Genomic DNA, 18,453 nt, shown 5'->3' on the forward strand with positions numbered 1-18,453 from the left:
GCGGATTTGAAAATCTGCATCGTATCGCAAACTTTCGCTCCACAAGAGGAGGGCGGCGCAGAGATTTCAGCGCGTCTGGGTGCGATGGAGCTTGGGCAGCGTCACGATGTCACCGTACTGGCGCTGGGAAAGGAAGGCGATGCCATTGCCCCACCGGGTGAAAGCCGGCTGCAAGGCGGCATCCGCGTCGTTCGTCTTCCCTGGAACAATAGCTATCTGCCGCTGCCCCGTAAATCTTCCGCCGGTTTGCTGCGACGTGCCAGCTGGCACCTGCGCACGGCATTCGGGGCGATCTGTCCTGAACAGCTAACCCAGTTCCTGGTCAAAGAAAAGTTCGACCTGATCTATGCCCAGAATTCCGCCTATATGCAGCCGGCGCTCTTCATTGCCGCACGGACGGCAAACATCCCGATTTGCCTGCATCTCAGGGACTATGGCCTGCTCTGTCCCAAAACCAGCATGTTTCGCAATGGCGACAATTGCAAACGCCCCTGCCTCGACTGCTCACTGCTGAAGCGCCGGACGCGGGAATTGACCGGCAGCGATATGACCGTGATCGCCGTCAGCGATGCCCTGCGGGAAAGATTTCTCAGCAATGGCGTGTTGCAGGATGCCGACTGGCACGTCATGCACAACACCAACGCGACCGAAAGCAGTTTCGAAACGGCACTGATGGGCAGACAAGCGCCTGCTGCACCGGTTTTCACCTTCGGTTATCTTGGTTCTCTTGCAGATGAGAAGGGCGTAAAAGACCTGATCAACGCCTTCCTGTCGCTGCCAAAACATAACGAAGCAAGGCTGATCATCGCCGGTCGCGGTCGTCCGCGCGATCTGGAAAAGCTGAAGCAACTGTCGCAAGATGCCTCCGTCGATTTCAAGGGTTTCGTCCGACCGGAAGAAATCTACCGCGTTGCAGATGTCGTCATCGTGCCGTCCCGCTGGCACGAGCCGCAGAGCCGCATTCTCGTGGAAGCACCCATCTACGGAATTCCCGTTATCGGCACCGCGCGCGGCGGCACGACGGAAATCATCCGCAAACATCAGACGGGCTGGTTCTACGATCCCGACAAGCCAAACGCCTTGTCCGAACTCATGGCGAATGCCCTCTCCATCGGCCAAAGGCAGTGGTGGGAAAAACGCGACGAAATTTTTCCGGGTCTGGCAAACTTCAAGGGTACTGCCGAACAATCCGGCTATTACGGACAGCTCGAAACCATATTGGTCGCAGCAGCAACGCGTTAAGCATCACTCCTGCCCGGTGCGAAACGTCCCCGTCGGCTTGTCCTTCCAGAAGGTGCCGAGCCATGCATCCGTCGATGGCGGTCTGAATGCACCGAAGCTCGATGTCGGGCTGAAGGTCATCTCACCGAAGAGCGGGCCGGATGGCTTGTCATAAAAATCGATGCGGACGAATTCAAAGCCCTGTGCCAGCGTGCGTGCAGCCGCCAGAATGTCCTCCAGATGCGGCGGGCGCGGCAACTCGCCGGTTTCGAGCGGATAATAATGTCCAAAATCGAGCTTGTTCCAATGCTCGTCATAAAAGCAGCGACGGTGATCGGTAAAGCGCGCCGTATCGATCTGGATGCAAGGAATATCGTTTTCAAAGCAGAACAGCTTGTAATCGACAGGCGCTTCGCCATCGTCACCGATGAAAGGCTCGATGAAGATTTCGGGGTCGATGTGGTTGTACCACTCTTCCGCCAAGCGCCAAGCGGTACGCCCCGCCAGCCAAGCGTCGCATTTTTCCTTGGCGCCGACCAGATCCTCAGGACCATAGACGAAGATATTGCGGTCCGAGCCGTGATTGACCTTGATGACATAGGGAAACGGCAGCGGCGGGCAGTCATTAAGGTTCTTGCCGCGCCACAGAATGGGCGTCACCCATTTTTCACCCAGAACCTTCGCAACATGCGCCTTCACTGCAATCTTGTCGCTCAGCATGACAAGACGCGGATCGGACTCTGGACCGGTCCAGGCAATCTTGCGCGCAGCCAGATGCTCGTTCAGCGTCCTCGGATTGTCGAGGTTCGCCCATAATTTGTGGTAGCGGTAATATTGCAGCTGCGTCGCCTGCTTGATCGGCAGGCTTTGAATGACGGCGTGATAAAGTTTTTTGAAAATGCGACGTCCGAGAGAATGCTGTGGCTGATCCGATGCCATGGTTTCAATCACCCCTGATAAAATGGTTCTTCAATATGAAATGTCTGGTCGTCCTTAAGATCGCGAGGCCCGCCACAGCAGAGTGCTGGAAATCGTCGCGGTCACAAGTGCTGTGAAAAATGCGGAAAGTCCGGCGCCGATGAAGCCAAACGTGCTGATCAACAAGACGCTCATGCCGATCGACAAAAGCACGCTGGACAGGTTCACGAAGGCGTAATGGCTGTCTTTGCGCAAGCTGTTGAGGCCAAGCCCCATAAGATCGGTACAGGAGCGCACAACCGCCGTCAGCAGCAGAAGCGCAAAGATACCCTGATGCTGACCCAGCTCCGGCATGTTCATCAGATGCACGAGAATATTACCGCTGACGAAAATCGCCACGCCGAGCCCGAATGCGACAGCAGCCGTCTTGGTAAACTGCCAGATCATCACATCCCGCCACTCTTTCATGGAGCCGGTATTACAGGCTTTGAAAAGCGCGGGGATCGCCACTTGCAGCACTGCGGTCGAAATCAGCGTCTGCAACGCATTCGCCAACGACCAGTAGAAGGTGTAAACGCCGGTCAGGGAGAGCGTCAGCAAAAGCGACACGATGTAACGGTCGGCGTAGACGAGCCCAACATTGCTCATGTCGCTGATATAAATGAGCCATGCCTTGCGCATACGCTTCTTGACCCAGCGATAGCGCATTTTTGTCTGAAAAATACGCCGGAACGGCCAGTTGCGCAGGAAAAATGCAAGGCACACAAACATCGGAATATAGCCCAGCGCCCAGGCTGCCATGATCGTTTCGATGTTTCGGAAAAACGGAAAGGCTAGTCCGAGACCAACAACGGGCACGATCCACGATGATGTTCTAAGGAAAAACAGAACATTGGCCTGGCTGGACATTTCCTGCGCAATCAGAGGCACATGGATGTCGCAGGATATGGTCTCGAGCCAGACGACCAGCAGAATGAGGAAATAGAGCGGTATCACGGGCTGACCCATGAAATAGGCCGCAATCAGACCGATGGCGGTCATTGCGGCCAGTGACGTCACCGTCACCATCAGCCGCGTCTTCATGTAAAGACCGGCTATTCCCGAGGTTTTACCGCTGATGTCACGAGAGATGAAGTAGTTCAGCCCCCAGCCCAGAATGGCCGGTGCCGCACTGACGACGCCGAGCGCCAGGCCATAAACGCCCGCCGCTTCAAGGCCAATGAATTTGACGATGTAGAACGACAGCGCAAAACGCAGAACAAGCGTGGAGCCGCGAAGGCCCATATTGAAGATGACATTCAGGCCCGTGACGGAACGTCCCTGCAGAAAAGGGATGCGCATGGCCGCCCGTTCGTTGTTCTCAGCCAAAGTCAGCCCTCAATATTGCAGACCGGAACGCGTCATGCGTAACACTTTGATGTCGTCCATTCCGCTTTCTTCCAACGTGACGAGCGCGATGACGACACTGCCGGTATCGTCTTCGTGCTGCATGAGGAACACTTCATCCAGATCACGGCGAAGGCTTGGGCGAATGCGCGATTTCGCCGCCACACCACCATCGACAACGATCAGATCGAAAGCGTCGCCATTCTTGTCCTTCGGGTCGCGAATCGCGATCTCGCCCTGCGGATCTGCCGGTGCGAAATGAAGAAAGGGAACGGCTTCCACGCCGTAAAAGTCATCTGCGTCCGCTTCACCGGCACTTTGCTCAGGTAAAAGCATTGCCGTCAACAACGGATCGTGGGTTGCTCCATCCACCAGAAGAACCCGCCGTCCCAGTTTCGACACTTCGACGGCAAGGTTGAATGCGGAATAGGGCGCGCGATTTTTAGGGCCCGTGGAAACGACCAGAATGGCATGATTGGCCGCAGGTTTGATATGGGAAGATACGAACGCGGCAAGCCCGCCGAAATCCTCGACGGTGGGTGCATTCAATGCCTTGGTATCGGCTTCCCGAATGAGGCGCGGTTGGTGAGCGACAGGTGGTGCGGCAACCGCCTCGACCTTATCGGATGCCGGTAACAGCGTGACCGTGCCATTGCCATCTCCGCCTGCAACGAAAGGCGTGCGCACGAGCTGTTTCGGCTCGTCCTGCTGCCCGCGAAACTGGTCACGCAAAATCAGAAGTCCGGCGGCGAGAATAAGGCCCAGAATGCCACCACCCGCCGTTATCAGCGCGCGCGGCGGGCCAGCGGCACGCAATGGCGGTTCTGCACTGGAAATGATCTGCGGATTTTCGCTGGATGTGCCCTGCTGCTCGGAAAGCTGCTTGGTTCTCAACAGAAATGCTTCATAAACCGCCCTGTCGCTTTCCAGCTTGCGCTGCAATTCGCGCAGGCGAACCATGGTCTGCTCGTCGCTGTTGAGCGTGGTCTTCAAGGTATTGGCGTTGGTTCTGAGCAGTGTCAGCTGGTTCTTCAACCGCTCCAGATTGCCTGAAGTCGCGGTTGCGAAATTGCGCAGTTGTTCATCGAGAATATTGGCAAGCGATTGCGTTCTTGCGCGCGCCGCCTGCAAGGACGGATGCTGTGCGCCGAGCGAATTTGCCTGAACGGATTCCTCTTCACGGCTTTCCTGATACCGCGCGCGCAGGGAAATAATCGCTGGTGTCAGCGATGTGTCGGGAATGGAACGCAGATATTGCCGGTCGTTTCTCGCACGGTTGAGTTCCGCGACAAGCGCTTCGCTTTCGGCAACCGTCGCAGACAGTCGGGAAATCTCGGTATTGGCGTCTGCAATACGCTGCTCGACGTCAGGGCGGCCCTGAATATCTGCCAGATTATGCTCTGCCCTATAGGCCTGAACCGCGCGGTCACCATCTTCCACGGCTTTGCGCAGCTGATCGAGTTGTGCAGCGAGCCCGCCACCGGTGCGGCGCAGAACATCGCTGTTCATTTCGACGCGCACCTGCGTGTAGGTGTTGGCAATGAGGTTGGCGAGGTCGGCGGCCCGTTGCGGGCTGTCGGACCTGACAATCACGTTGACGACGTAGCTTCGGCCTGCAGCATCGACGGATATGACCTTGCGCAACGCATCGAGCGCCAGATTGCTGCGGCTTTCTTTGTCCGGATAAAAAGGCTTGGCCGCGCCGAACTTCGGGTCGTCATAGAGTTTTTCACTCTCCACGATGCGGGAAAGCACCTGCGCGGATGTGATGATGTATTGCTGATTGAGGACATGCGAATCCACGGACCTCGGCTGGCCCGGCAGATCGCTTTCCAGAACGCGCGAACCTTCCGGGTCGAGCAGAATTTGCGAAGTGGCAACGTAATAGTTCGGGATCAGCAGAGACACGCCGAATGCCAACGCCGCGCAGATAATGCCGATAAGGACGATGAACAGGATGTTGCGCCACAGCAGGGCCGCCAGGCGCAGGAGATTTTTCGGTCCACTGGCTTGCTCACGGTAATGCGGCTCGTAAGACGTGGTGTCGTTAATCGCCATATCGGTTTACGATCCCATATTCTTGCGGAAGCTGCCGTGTGCGATGTCCTGGTATCGCCATGCTCTTCAACGTTTGCTCACTGTGTTCTGGCATTCGAAACATCGGGGCTGACACGCCAAAGGCGGAGCCTTTCAGTCTCACCTGCCGACACCGGACAGAACGATTGCCCGGCATTTGGCCAGCCCGCAGTTTAGGGGTGACGTGTTAATATACCGTTTTGCGAAAACACTCCGCCCTAACTCCACCGCCACCGGATGTGGGCGCATCGACCGGCGCAAGCTCAGTAATTGACGGTCACCACCACCGTATCGGAATAGAGCCCCGGTGCTGGCGTATTTTGCGCCGGAACACGACCATAAACCGTCAGCGTCTGCGCGCTGCCATTTCCGGTGCCGGAAGCGATCTGCCCCGCAGCGCTTCCCCAGACATTGGCCCGGTTTGTGTCACGATAAAGACCATAGGTCACGCCAGCGCCCGAGCGTGTCATTCGCCGCGCCGCCGGCGGGCTGTTGCTCAGGCCGCCATTGAGCGAAACAGTGTAGGGCAGATTGGCTGTGCAGGTGAGCGAGATGGAGCCCGTTGCATCCACGTCCGTCCTCAGAACGCCGTGACTGCCAAAATTGATCGACTGCGCGGACACGATACAGGTCGGCTCGACCGCCGCCGTGACAGTAAAGGGCACACGGGTCAAGCCTTGCGTCATCCCCGTGCAGCTCGGAGCCCCAAGAGTATATGCGGCGTAGTTGAACCTGGTTTCCATGCCAGCAAAACTGGATGTGTATTGGCCCTTCGCTGCCGAGGCCTGTGAGGCGGAAATCCTGCCATAAACCGTATGAGTTGCAGTGTTGATCAATGCTGGCAGCGGCATATCGATCACCAGAGGTGATCCAATTGCCGTCAGATCCACCGAGCCCCAGGGCGTTAAACGCAAAGCATCTTGATACAATTGATAATTGAGGGCGGTGGACGTACTGCCAAACTTCATCTGCCGGACACCGCTCACCTGCCCTCCACTGCCCGCATTGATGTTAGCGCAAATGCGAATGAACAGACTGCTGCCGGAGTTATTGTTGCAGGTGACGTTCAGCGTAGCCGTACTGTTGGGTGTGGCGCCGCCAGCGAGATTGACGAAGCCAAAATTCATGTCGGACATGCTGAAACTGCAACTTTGCGCCCAGACCGGCGAGCCACAAAAAATTGCGCCGAGAGCAATGGCGGAATGGCGAAACCTGATCATGGAATACTCCTGCAAATGGCGTCCAGCGTCACGCGTTTTTCATCACTCGCCGCCGCAACCACGTCAGCCTGGCATTTTCCCTTGGTCGGTTGGATGATGGTGAGACGCTGCCTGTCTGCGACATCATCGAGATAAGCCTGCCCGTCATAACCCACGACGAAATCGTTCTTTGCGTCGGTAACGCCCGTTGATCCCGCTTCAACGAACTCTCCGCTTTCGTCCCTCAGCGTAATCAGCGCCACGCGCCCCTGCGTTTCCACCTGAAAATCGACAACGGCCCCTGCCCTGTCGGCCGGAACGACAACTTGCTTGGTCCTGTCTATTTTTGCGTCCAGAGGAAGATTGCTCGGGTCCAGCGTAATATTGTTGGCATCATAGGATCTGAGATTGGGCAGCAAGATTTTGCCGCGACGGTTGGTCTGGCCGATGGGACGGTTTTCCAGCAGGATTTCTACACCCGGCGCTCCCGCATCCACCACAGCAAAGGCGTCGTCGATCCGGTTTCCAACGAATATGTCACCACCTGCCACGGCAATCGAGCCCTCGATCTGCCCATAGGCCTGCGTCGAGCCGTTGAACTGATCGACCCCCGCTGAAACACGCGCGACGCTGCCGCGATAGCTGCCCGCTGCCGATATAATATCATTGGCACCCCGGGAACCGCGCATCCGCCAGCCGTAACTTCCCTCTGTCTGCTCTTCGGATTTGGCAATGTCAGCCGTCATCGAGTACCCGTTGGCATCACCCGACAGAGCCGCCGAAGTCGAGATGCCGCCGCCGAAAGCCCAGGAAAGACCGGCAAAAATACCGTAGGAATTCTTATCTTCGAGGTCCTTATAGGCGGTGACATAGATATTGCCGTTTTCGCCCAAAGGACGCGTAGCCGACAATCCCAGCAACCGGGATTTTTGCCCATCAGCGCTTTCGAACTGGGTGTAGGAAAAATTCAAGCTCGTTTCATCGAAGACGAGCGGGGTAGAAACCGATATCTGGTCCACGGCACGCGGCGCACGGGCGCTCAGCAATCCCGATGGTGTTTGGATTTTGCTCGTGTCTGCGGAAACGGACGCCAGATCATTGTAGTCGCCAAAGGTCCGCTGGGATCGCGCGAAGAAATTCATGCCAAACAATTCGGCTTCGGCACTTGCGGCAAGCTGATAGCCGCTTTCACCGCCAAACCGGCTGGAGGAACCGGACAGCGTCCCTAGGCCGTAGGTGCCAATCGAAAAGACGCCCCCGACGCCGAAATTGTAGAAATCCTCTCCCCCTTCCGCGTGCCCTTCGACTGTCAGCGTGTCGGAATATCCATATCTGACCGTTGCCGAGCCGAGCGGTCTTTCATCATAATCGAAAGACTCAAGACCATAATTGCGCCGCGCAAAACCAAGCTCGGCGGAAAAATCCAGCAGGCCCAGAGCCAGAAGACTGGTGGAGGCAAAGAACGGTGTTTCCGACACGGTCTCGCGGCCCAGCGCATCCCGCACGACCAGCCTTGCATTGCCCGACCCGTTGATGACCGGAAGGTTTGTGATGGAGAACGGCCCCTCGGGCACTTTTTGAGAAATGCGCTTCACATTATCTATATAGACATCCACGGTCGAAGGCACCGCCGCCGAACCTGCAAATTCGGGCAGCGGCATGGTCACGATATCGGACCGCAAATCGAAGTTGCGCCTAATCTGTATGCCGCCAAGCCTTGCCGGTCGCGTCCAGGAAAGCCCGCCGGTGATCATGTCGCCCGCCCGGTAGGTCGTCAGGCTTTCCTCATCCGAATAGGTCCAGTAGCTATCCAGACGCTTGGTATCGAATTGTTCGTTCTGAGACGTGCTCAGGATTTGGGAGGACGAGATTACCCCCAGCGGCCCGAACACGCGGCTTTCCAGAAGAGCGGATGCCCCGTTGAAATCCGTCAGATCAGACCAGCGATTTCCACCAGAGGCACCATAGAGCGTGTAGTTGACGAGCCCACCCATGTCCTTCGCCACTCTCTGTTTGCTCTCGCCGTCCTCATCCTCCTCGGCTGGCTTCGGACGGCCCGAGACATCGATCACCTTACTGGCGCGAGCTTCCATCGGTAGGTCGAAATAGATGGACTGGCTGCCTTCATCGTAGCGTGACGTCACACCGGGCAACTTGGAAATATCGATCCAGCCGTCATTGGCCTTCGCAGTTTCCACCGGCGTGATCCCGACATTGGTCAGCTGTTGTGGCTCGATCAGCAGCGACCCGGCACTGTCTTGACGAAATGTAGCGATCAGTTCCGTGGACATAGTGTTGATGTACACTTCGAGCTGCAACTGTCCGGCCTGTTCGGCGGCAACAGAGACGGGCGGTGCCGCAGGAACATCCTGCGCCATGGAAAAACGGCTCGATGAAAGGATCGTCAAACTTGCAATCGCCAAAACAGCGAGGCTATCCGCCTGTAACGCGCGCCGTCGCATTGACGGGGCCGCCTTCGCTGTCTGCCGAAATCTTCAATGCGCCGCCGGATCGCTTGCCGCCTGCCGCCGGGACCAGCCAGCTGGCACCGGATTTGCCCAGCACATAACCCACCAGCCCATCCTGCCCCGCCACGGGTTTGCCGCTGTCATTCAGCAGTTTCAGATTGGCGACGCGCAGTCGCTTGGTGCCATTGTTGAAAACCGACACCCGGTAGCCATTCGCCTGTGGCGTTACCGACCAGACCGTCTGCGCTTCACTGGCCGTATTCTCGGAGAAGAAAACCGGGATCGAGTGGCGAAGAACGAGATTGATCGTGCCTGACGGTTGCTGGCCCGTTGGCGGCAGTTCATCGACAATGATGCGGTAGCTCTCTTCGGCCTTCACCGGTTTTTTGGAAAGCCGGACAATGCGCACGACATTTTCCGCGCCCGGCTTCAGAAGCGTCATCGGCGGACTGGCAACCACATCATTTGCAGGGGTGAGAACATCCGAGCCGTTCTCCTGGGTCCAACGGAAGATGCGCACCTGAACATTGATCGGCGTTTTGGCATCGTTCCATACGCGCAAAGTAGACGATGCGGTCGGTGCCTTGAGGTCGAGAATGACGGGCGAGACCCGCAGCGACGCAGCATTGACCGGCGACACGGACAAACCGGCAAGTAACACAGCCGCTAAGGTTAAAAGACGCATAGGCAATCCTCCCTTGAGCGTTAGTAGTTGATGGTAGCCCTGACAGTGTCGCTATACGCACCGGCGGCAGGCGTGGTCTGGGCCGCTACCCGTCCATAGACATTGAAGGTCTGAGGTGCACCCGTTCCTGTCCCGGTCTGTCGATCTGTACCGACAGTATTTCCCCATACGCTCGTATGTGTAGAATCGGTGTAGAGCGAGTAAGCGATTGTTGCGCCGGCACCTGACGCCATTAAACGGGTAGCCACCGTTGCTCCAGCCGTACTGCCTTGTCCCAATCCCAAAGAGAAAGGCGTGTTGTTCGTGCATTGCACGATGATCTGGCTTTGCGCATCCACATTGCCAGCGAGAACGCCGCGTGTTCCAAAATCCAGTGTGCTTGCCGAGTTGATCCGGCATTCGGCCTGAATGGTGATCTGAACGTTGAAATCCGTTGTCGCGACCTGCGCAACTGTCATACTCGGCGCTAAGATCAAGGCTGCAACGACCATTGCATAGCCTGTTGTGGTGAACTTCATGCTCGCTCCCTCCCGGCTGATGCATCGCCGATGCTAACCCACAGGCGGCAAAAAGTCACGCCGATAGCGGGTAATAAGAATATGCTAATGCTCGCTTGAGGAGGGTTAACGGTGTATTAACGTGGCAATAGGAAGAATTAACAGGCGAAATACAACAGCGGATACAACCAGTTTTAGAATAAAACTTTTCTGGCATCGGTGGCTTCATGGCCACCGATATGATCTCTTAATAAACCACACAAAATAATTCGTCGGCTACCTTTTTATACTACCACGATCAGAAGCTCGGAGGCGTGCAGGCACTGATCACCTCGCACGGCACCGGCCCCACGCATCGAAACGTATGGGGTCGCCTGCTCTCGAAATAATAGGCATCGCCCGGTCCCAGAATGCGGCGCTCGTCATCCACGGTAACCTCCAGCCGCCCGGACAGCACGATGCCGCCCTCCTCTCCCTCATGCACCAGGGGCACGCGCCCGGTCCCGGCGCCGGGTTGGTAGCACTCCTTCAAAATCTGCAGGCTTCGGCCAAACAGATTGTCACCGATCTGGCGGTAGGAAATCGGTCCCTTGCCAATCTCCACCAGCTCTTCGGCGGCGTAAAAAGCCTTGCGCGGTTTGTCCGGTTCGAAGGCAAAGAATTCCGCAAGCCCGATGGGAATGCCGTCCAGGATGCGTTTCAATGCCCCAACCGAAGGGTTGGCCGAGTTGGACTCGATCAGCGAAATCGTGGAGTTCGTCACGCCCGCACGTCGTGCCAATTCGCGTTGTGAGAGTTTGTGAATGGAGCGCAGATGGCGCAACCTGTTACCAATATCAACGACCACCTGACGCTCCGCGATTTGCATATGTTCGATATATCGCAAATCTTACAGATCACCTCAATGTTTACAATGAATTAGAGGACAAAAGAAAAAGACTTGTTCGATCGGGAGAAGTCAGGATTGATACGTCATCTCAAAGAGGGAAATTCGATGGACCACAGCAGCAAACCCAACATGCCAAACCTTGCCAATTTCTGGATGCCGTTCACGGCTAACCGGCAGTTCAAGGCCTCGCCGCGCCTTCTGGCGAGCGCGGAAGGCATGTATTACACCGATGTCGATGGCAACAAGGTTCTGGATGGCACGGCGGGCCTGTGGTGCGTTAATGCCGGGCATGGTCGTCGCCGCATTGCGGAGGCTGTAGAGCGTCAGCTTTCGACCATGGATTTTGCCCCGACCTTCCAAATGGGTCACCCCATCGCTTTCGAATTTGCCGAGAAGCTTGCAGCCAATGCGCCCGGCGGCGCAGAGGCGCAGCTGGACCGCGTCTTCTTCACGGGCTCCGGTTCCGAGTCGGTCGATACGGCGTTGAAGATTGCAATTGCCTATCAGCGTGCCATCGGTCAGGGAACGCGCAGCCGCATCATCGGTCGTGAAAAGGGCTATCACGGTGTCGGTTTTGGTGGCATTTCTGTCGGCGGTCTCGTCAACAACCGCCGCGTCTTTCCGCAAATTCCCGCTGACCATATGCGCCACACGCTGGACGTGGAGCGCAACGCCTTTTCGAAAGGCCTGCCGGAACATGGTCTGGAACTGGCGGAAGATCTGGAACGGCTGGTCGCTCTCCACGGCGCAGAAACCATTGCCGCCGTTATCGTCGAACCCATGTCGGGCTCAGCCGGTGTCATCCTGCCGCCGAAGGGTTATCTCGAGCGCCTGCGCGCCATTGCCGACAAGCACGGCATCTTGCTGATTTTTGATGAAGTCATCACCGGCTTCGGTCGCCTCGGCAAACCCTTCGCTACGGATTACTTCGGCGTCGTTCCCGATCTCATCACCACAGCAAAGGGCATCACCAACGGCGCAATCCCCATGGGCGCCGTCTTCGCCAAGCGCGCTGTTTACGATGCCCTCATGCAGGGACCAGAAAACCAGATCGAGCTTTTCCACGGCTACACCTATTCCGGCCATCCGGTCGCCTGTGCCGCTGGTATTGCAACACTGGAAATCTACGAGGAAGAAGGCCTTCTCACCCGCGCTGCCGATCTGGCCGAAGCCTGGCAGAATGCCCTCCACTCCCTCAAGGGTCTGCCGCATGTTGTCGATATCCGCAACCTCGGCCTGGTCGGAGCTATCGAACTGGCGCCGCGTGATGGCGCGCCGGGCACCCGCGCCTATGACGTCTTTGTGGACTGCTTCCAGAAGGGTCTGCTGATCCGCGTCACTGGCGACATCATTGCGCTATCGCCTCCTCTCATCGTCGAGGAAAGCCAGATTGGCGATATTGTTTCGATCATCGCCGACGCTCTCAAGCGCGTGGCCTGATACATACGAATGTGGGGAGCGATGGTGGTCGCTCCCCACATAAATTCATTGACTTTGACTTAATTTTTTATAAATTTACGCCGTTGTTTTCGTTGACGAAAAACCGCCAAACGAAACCTAAGCGGCATTTACATTTCACCACTTCGTATGGACAAATCTGTATGTTCCGGAAGAGCCTGCGCGTGAGACTTGGCTGAAAGTTCGGCTATCTCTTCAGCCACTTTGCGAGTCTGTATTCTTATGTCAGGCACAGCAGTAATTTCCCAAAACTGCCCCGCTGTCAAGGCACCCACTGCAAACAACCCCTGCCGCGTATCACCCTCACAGGACAGAACGCGGGAATGATCGTCCACACGAATGCCCAATCCAAGTGCATCCGTGTCGAGCATATTTTGTTTCTGCATATCCTGCAGCAACGGTGAATGACCAATCCCGGCGCGCTCCATACCGGTACAATTCACAAGCCAGTCAAAGGCCAGCGATGTCTCCTCAGTTGAGCCACGCTGACGGAAGGTCAGGATGTTTTGGTCCCCGCTGCGTGAAATCTTGGAGACGAAACCAGCATGAACCATGACCGTCCCATCTTCCATGAGTTCATCGAAAACTTCATGGACCTGGGGAGCGACCCGGTGGCGATGGATGTTCCACCATGCCAGGGCATGGCGGAGAAAGCGTGAGCGTTGCTCTTGCCCCAGGCCTTGCCAGAGTGTTTGCGTCTTCGGTCGCAAACCATCCATGACCGCTCGCCACGCAACACCTCCCCTCACCTGCGCCTTGAGCCCGGCCAGGATCTGGCTGATCTCAAGCCGCGACATATCGATGGAAGGCTCAACGGGTGGAACGGGCACGGTGATGTGCGAATGCGGCACGAGCCCGCGCCGGGACAGGACGTGGATTTTGCCGCGGTGTCCTTTGTTGCGCAAAGACAGCACCTGATCGATCATCGTCAGCCCTGACCCAAGGATGGCGACAGTATCATCAGGCTTCACCCGCGACAGCCAACTCAGCCGCCATGGATTTCGAACCACGCGTCGCAGCAGCGCGATGTCCGCATCGGAAGTTAGCCGCGGCAAACTTGCGGTGCCAACACCAAGACACAGCGCAACATTGAGTGCTCGGAACTCGCGACCGTCACCCAGTTTGAAAACCGACCCTTCATCACTATGCGACAAGCAGGACACGGCTTTGGCCTTGATGAAATCCACCCGCGCGCGCTGCTGCTTGCTTCTCAACAGGGACGCCAATGTGTCCCTCAGATAAAGACCGTAGTCATTTCGCGAAGCAAAGCTGCTCCCATCGACAGTGCGCCCTCTCTTCGTCAGCCACTCCAGAAAATCATTCGGCTTGTCCGTAAAGGCACTCATACGCGCAGCTGGCACATTGAGGCGATGGAGATGTAACTCCGTTCGATAAGCGGTACCGCGCCCGAAAGCGGAGTCGTCACCCACAATCGCAATTGACGCCGTGGCAGGAAGCAACTGGAGAAGATTGGTGACGAGACTGATTGCGGAAAACCCGGAGCCGACGACAGCGACATCATAGATCACTTAATATCTCCTCTTCATTCATGCGCCGCGCAGAAGACCTGAAAAGACCTTCAAAGGCAAACATCAATTCAATCAAGCCTACAAGGTTCCGACGTCGAAGGAGTGACAGCTGGGTTGCTGCTGAGGGGGAGTTAGCCGCGGCTAACTCGATACGTTTGTGATGAGACCAGATGAAAAACGCCGAGATATTTCAATCTCCAACATCAAAAATGACTCTTAGCCGGCTGAAAAGATTCATGTTTAGGCAGGACGAATGGCTATTGCACCAAAAAGAGAATCGGCGCTTATATCTCAGTTGCGGAAAAAACCGATTTCAGCGGAAAAAAACGCAACTGATCCAACAAGTGGAAAAGATGAGATATGACACAAAGCGCCGATCTGAAATCTGCTGACAAGGCACCCGATTTGACGGGCCTTATCCTACAGCATTCGGCCGCGCTGTCCGCGCAGCTGCAAGCGCACAACGCAAATACATTCGCACCGCTTGCGGAAAAAAGCATGCGGAATTTTTCGCCGTCCGAAACCGCCAAGCTTATCGGCATCGGGGAAGCCTATCTTCGCCAGATCGCCGCCGAGCAGCCGGACCTCAGCGCGTCCCAAAGCGGTGGACGGCGAAGCTACTCCGTCGAAGACATTCACGAGATCCGCAAGTTCCTCGATCAAGGCGCACGCGGCACGCGTCGCTATCTTCCGCACCGTCGTGAAGGTGAAGACCTGCAGGTCATTGCCGTGATGAATTTCAAAGGTGGCTCCGGCAAGACCACGACCTCTGCGCATCTTGCACAATATCTGGCGCTGCGCGGTTATCGCGTGCTTGCCATCGATCTTGATCCGCAGGCCAGTTTGTCGGCGCTCTTCGGTCATCAACCCGAACTTGATGTCGGGCCGAATGAGACGCTCTATGGTGCCATCCGTTATGACAGCGAGCAGCGCCCTATCGCCGAGATCGTTCGTGGAACCTACATTCCCGATCTCCACATCATTCCCGGTAATCTGGAACTGATGGAATTCGAGCATGATACGCCAAGGGCTCTCATGCGCCGCGCACCGGGAGACACATTGTTCTTCGCCCGTATTGGCCAAGCTATCGCCCAAGCGCAAAACTTTTATGACGTGGTCGTTATCGATTGCCCGCCGCAGCTCGGTTATCTGACGCTGTCGGCTTTGACAGCTGCAACATCGGTTCTGGTGACGGTTCATCCGCAGATGCTGGACGTCATGTCCATGAACCAGTTTCTGGCAATGACCGGTGATCTCTTAGCCGAAATCGGCAGAGCCGGTGCGCGTTCGGATTATCATTGGATGCGTTATCTCGTGACCCGCTTTGAACCCAGCGACGGACCGCAGAACCAGATGGTCGCGTTTCTGCGCTCGATCTTCGGTGAGCATGTGTTGAACCATCCCATGCTGAAAACCACCGCCGTTTCCGATGCCGGACTGACGAACCAGACCTTGTTCGAGGTGGAGCGCACGCAGTTCACCCGGTCGACCTATGACCGCGCGCTGGAATCCATGACCAATGTAAATGCCGAAATTGAAGGCTTGATCAAGAAAGCCTGGGGTAGGGCCGCATGAGCAGAAAAGAAATCTTTGCCAATCTGGGCGGTAAGTCCAACGAAAACACGGAAGCGCCTGTTGAGCGCGCACGTCCACGTATCCGTCCAATCCTCGGTTCGCCGGAGTTGGTCACGGATGTCGTGAATTCTCCCGTTGGTATGATCGGTCAATCGCTGAACGAAGTTTCAGAGCGCTCCAAACGCGCCGAAGAGATCGAGAAGAAGCTTGCCGAAGGCCTGACCATCGTTGCGCTTGATCCTGCTGATGTCGATCCATCCTTTATCCCTGACCGTATGCCGTCCTCCATCGAGGCTGATGTCGGTCTGGTGGAAGCCATTCGTGAGCAGGGCCAGCAGGTTCCGATTCTCGTTCGTCCTCACCCTGAGCACGCTGGTCGTTATCAGGTCGCCTTCGGTCACCGCCGTCTGCGTGCCGTGGCTGAGATCGGTATTCCCGTTCGCGCTGTCGTTCGTAACCTGACGGATGAGCAGCTCGTCGTTGCGCAGGGACAGGAAAACAACGAACGCCGTGACCTGAGCTATATCGAGAAGGCGCGCTTTGCCCAGAAGCTTCAAATGCGCTTTACCCGCGAAACCATCATGGCGGCCATGTCTCTCTACAAGGGCGATTTGTCCAACATGCTCTCGGTTGTGGGTCGCATACCTGATGACATCGTTGACAGCATCGGCCCTGCGCCTGGTGTTGGACGGCGCAACTGGATGGATCTGGCTGAACAGCTTTCCTCTTCGAAGGTGAACGAGGCTGCACGCGCCTATCTGCGCGACGAGACCGTTGCTCGGCTTCCTTCTGAAGAGAAGTTTAAATCTATTCTCGAGTTTCTGAAGCCCAAGGCAGAGCCGAAGAAGACCGGCGTTCTGTCGACTGAAAGCGGCCAGAAACTCGCAAAGATCGTCGAGACCGACAATCGTCTCGATATTTCCATCGACCGTAGGCAAGCGCCAGAATTCGCTGCCTTCGTTCTAGAGCATCTGCAATCACTGTTCGAAGAGCATCGCTCCAGACAGTAAGCAGCCATTTCGATTGAACCACTAACAGGAGCAGCAAGCACAAAAGAAAAAAGCCCCCGAACGTTGCCGCACGGAAGCCTTTCTTTGATCTAAGCACCCAAAGAATCTCATTTCCGCGAATCATAGTCAAGAGTCTTGGCATCGATATTTCTTCGGTGAGCGATTTTCTTTTGCCTTTTTGAAGGTGAAAGACATGAATAGCCATATTGTAACGACGCCTTTCGGGCGGCGAGGGGTTTCTGTTGGCCTTCTCGCAAACCAGTTCGCGTCGAAAGACATCGATCCTGCGCGGTCGATCGATAAATGGAAACTGTTTCGCGCCACTTGCGAAGCCCGTCCTCTGCTCGGTATCTCCGACAGATCGCTGGCTGTGCTCAACGCGCTGATCAGTTTCTACCCCAAAGCGGAACTGTCCGAGGAAAACGGCCTGGTGGTCTTTCCATCGAACCAGCAGCTTTCTCTTCGCGCCCACGGTATGCCGGAACAAACTTTGCGTCGTCATCTCGCAGCACTTGTCGAAGCCGGTCTCATTCTGCGCAAGGACAGCCCCAACGGAAAACGCTATGCCCGCAAAGACCGAAGCGGTGGCATTAGCGATGCCTATGGATTTTCGCTCGCTCCGCTGATTGCGCGGGCGGATGAAATCCAGTCGATTGCCGAACAGGTCGTCGAAGAACGTTTGCAGCTCCAAAGACTACGCGAAAAGATCAGCCTCTGCCGTCGCGACATCATCAAGTTCGGTGAGATCGCCATTGCCGACGGCATCGACGGTGATTGGGATCGCTATCGCCAGCAATATCTCGTCGTCACTTCGGCGCTCGATCGTAAATCCAAGGCTCCTTATCTGGCACTGGTGCTGGAAGATTTGAGCCTTTTGCGCGAGGAGATGGCTAACCAGTTGGAAAAACACGTAGAAAAACAAAAAATAAGCGCCAATGCCTATCAAAATGAGCGGCTTATACATAGTTCAGAATCCGAATCCATTATTGAAGTGCAACATGTGGATAACGAGGAAAGCCACGCGACTGCCGAGCAATTGGAGAGGCAGGCGGCTTTGGAAAAGTGGAATGCGGGAAACAATCAGATCGACGTGACCAAACCAGCCAGAGGTGAAGGTTTCGATCTTCAAACGCTGCTGAAGGCCTGCCCGGAGATCGCTTTCTACGGCCCAAATGGCACCGTGAGGAGCTGGAACGACCTGAAACAAGCCACCAATGTGGTCAAAACCATGCTCTCCATCAGCCAGTCTGCTTATGATGAGGCGGAGAAAGCCATGGGATCACAGAACACGAACGCAATCATAGCGTGTATATTGGAGCGTTCCAGCGCCATTCAATCGGCAGGAGGATATCTGCGCAGCCTCACCGAGAAATCGCGAGCGAAGCAATTTTCGATCAAACCCATGCTAATGGCGCTGCTGAGAACAAGGCTATCGCCAACATCTTCGAGCACTCATTCCCTTTGCTCATGAAAAGCATGTATTTAAAGAACAGATAGCGCCGATAAAATTTGACTCTGAAAGGAAAGATTTTTATGTGCGCT

The 18,453-nt window shown here is 56.0% G+C and carries 14 protein-coding genes; 5 read left to right on the forward strand and 9 right to left on the reverse strand.

Features of this window, described 5'->3' with window-relative positions; translation table 11 throughout:
- Nucleotides 1-6 precede the first annotated feature (6 nt).
- On the forward strand, nt 7-1,242 hold the full coding sequence (locus AC27VJ_RS08970) for a glycosyltransferase (protein ID WP_488683722.1): 1,236 nt from the start codon (nt 7-9) through the stop codon (nt 1,240-1,242).
- A gap of 3 nt (nt 1,243-1,245) precedes the next feature.
- On the opposite strand, the gene AC27VJ_RS08975 is transcribed toward AC27VJ_RS08970, so the two are convergent.
- The 8 genes from AC27VJ_RS08975 to AC27VJ_RS09010 form a co-directional block, all read right to left on the reverse strand.
- Nucleotides 1,246-2,160: an ATP-grasp fold amidoligase family protein gene (locus tag AC27VJ_RS08975; protein WP_488683723.1), complete on the reverse strand. Its 915-nt coding sequence runs from the start codon at nt 2,158-2,160 to the stop codon at nt 1,246-1,248.
- A 54-nt stretch (nt 2,161-2,214) separates the two neighbouring features.
- The gene (locus tag AC27VJ_RS08980; RefSeq protein WP_488683724.1) at nt 2,215-3,507 is read right to left on the reverse strand and encodes a lipopolysaccharide biosynthesis protein; all 1,293 of its coding nucleotides are present in this window, start codon (nt 3,505-3,507) and stop codon (nt 2,215-2,217) included.
- Nucleotides 3,508-3,516: 9 nt separating this feature from the next.
- A complete protein-coding gene (locus AC27VJ_RS08985) occupies nt 3,517-5,583 on the reverse strand; it encodes a Wzz/FepE/Etk N-terminal domain-containing protein (RefSeq protein WP_488683725.1) in 2,067 nt (688 codons plus the stop codon).
- 281 nt (nt 5,584-5,864) lie between these two features.
- The gene (locus AC27VJ_RS08990) at nt 5,865-6,821 is read right to left on the reverse strand and encodes a Csu type fimbrial protein (RefSeq protein ID WP_488683726.1); all 957 of its coding nucleotides are present in this window, start codon (nt 6,819-6,821) and stop codon (nt 5,865-5,867) included.
- The gene (locus AC27VJ_RS08995) at nt 6,818-9,262 is read right to left on the reverse strand and encodes a fimbria/pilus outer membrane usher protein (RefSeq protein ID WP_488683727.1); all 2,445 of its coding nucleotides are present in this window, start codon (nt 9,260-9,262) and stop codon (nt 6,818-6,820) included. Before AC27VJ_RS08995 ends, AC27VJ_RS08990 begins: the two co-directional genes overlap by 4 nt.
- Complete coding sequence (locus AC27VJ_RS09000) at nt 9,234-9,953, reverse strand: fimbrial biogenesis chaperone (protein WP_488683728.1); 720 nt, start codon at nt 9,951-9,953, stop codon at nt 9,234-9,236. Before AC27VJ_RS09000 ends, AC27VJ_RS08995 begins: the two co-directional genes overlap by 29 nt.
- Nucleotides 9,954-9,973: 20 nt before the next feature.
- Nucleotides 9,974-10,471: a Csu type fimbrial protein gene (locus AC27VJ_RS09005; RefSeq protein ID WP_488683729.1), complete on the reverse strand. Its 498-nt coding sequence runs from the start codon at nt 10,469-10,471 to the stop codon at nt 9,974-9,976.
- A gap of 277 nt (nt 10,472-10,748) precedes the next feature.
- On the reverse strand, nt 10,749-11,297 hold the full coding sequence (locus AC27VJ_RS09010) for a cupin domain-containing protein (protein ID WP_113086837.1): 549 nt from the start codon (nt 11,295-11,297) through the stop codon (nt 10,749-10,751).
- A gap of 147 nt (nt 11,298-11,444) precedes the next feature.
- On the opposite strand from AC27VJ_RS09010, the gene aptA reads away from it, so the two are divergent.
- Complete coding sequence (gene aptA, locus AC27VJ_RS09015; RefSeq protein WP_488683730.1) at nt 11,445-12,779, forward strand: omega-aminotransferase AptA; 1,335 nt, start codon at nt 11,445-11,447, stop codon at nt 12,777-12,779.
- Nucleotides 12,780-12,907: 128 nt separating this feature from the next.
- On the opposite strand, the gene AC27VJ_RS09020 is transcribed toward aptA, so the two are convergent.
- Nucleotides 12,908-14,326, reverse strand: coding sequence for an FAD/NAD(P)-binding protein (locus tag AC27VJ_RS09020; RefSeq protein WP_488683731.1), 1,419 nt, complete (start codon nt 14,324-14,326; stop codon nt 12,908-12,910).
- A 360-nt stretch (nt 14,327-14,686) separates the two neighbouring features.
- Between AC27VJ_RS09020 and repA the strand changes: the two genes are divergently transcribed.
- From repA to repC, 3 genes are all read left to right on the forward strand, one after another.
- Complete coding sequence (repA, locus tag AC27VJ_RS09025; RefSeq protein WP_353577219.1) at nt 14,687-15,901, forward strand: plasmid partitioning protein RepA; 1,215 nt, start codon at nt 14,687-14,689, stop codon at nt 15,899-15,901.
- Nucleotides 15,898-16,911, forward strand: coding sequence for a plasmid partitioning protein RepB (gene repB / locus AC27VJ_RS09030; protein ID WP_113086742.1), 1,014 nt, complete (start codon nt 15,898-15,900; stop codon nt 16,909-16,911). The genes repA and repB overlap by 4 nt, the downstream gene beginning before the upstream one ends.
- Nucleotides 16,912-17,104: 193 nt before the next feature.
- The gene (repC, locus tag AC27VJ_RS09035) at nt 17,105-18,382 is read left to right on the forward strand and encodes a plasmid replication protein RepC (RefSeq protein ID WP_488683732.1); all 1,278 of its coding nucleotides are present in this window, start codon (nt 17,105-17,107) and stop codon (nt 18,380-18,382) included.
- The last annotated feature ends 71 nt before the right edge of the window (nt 18,383-18,453 follow it).

The sequence above is a fragment of the Agrobacterium sp. 20P9.1.2 genome, assembly GCF_057799395.1.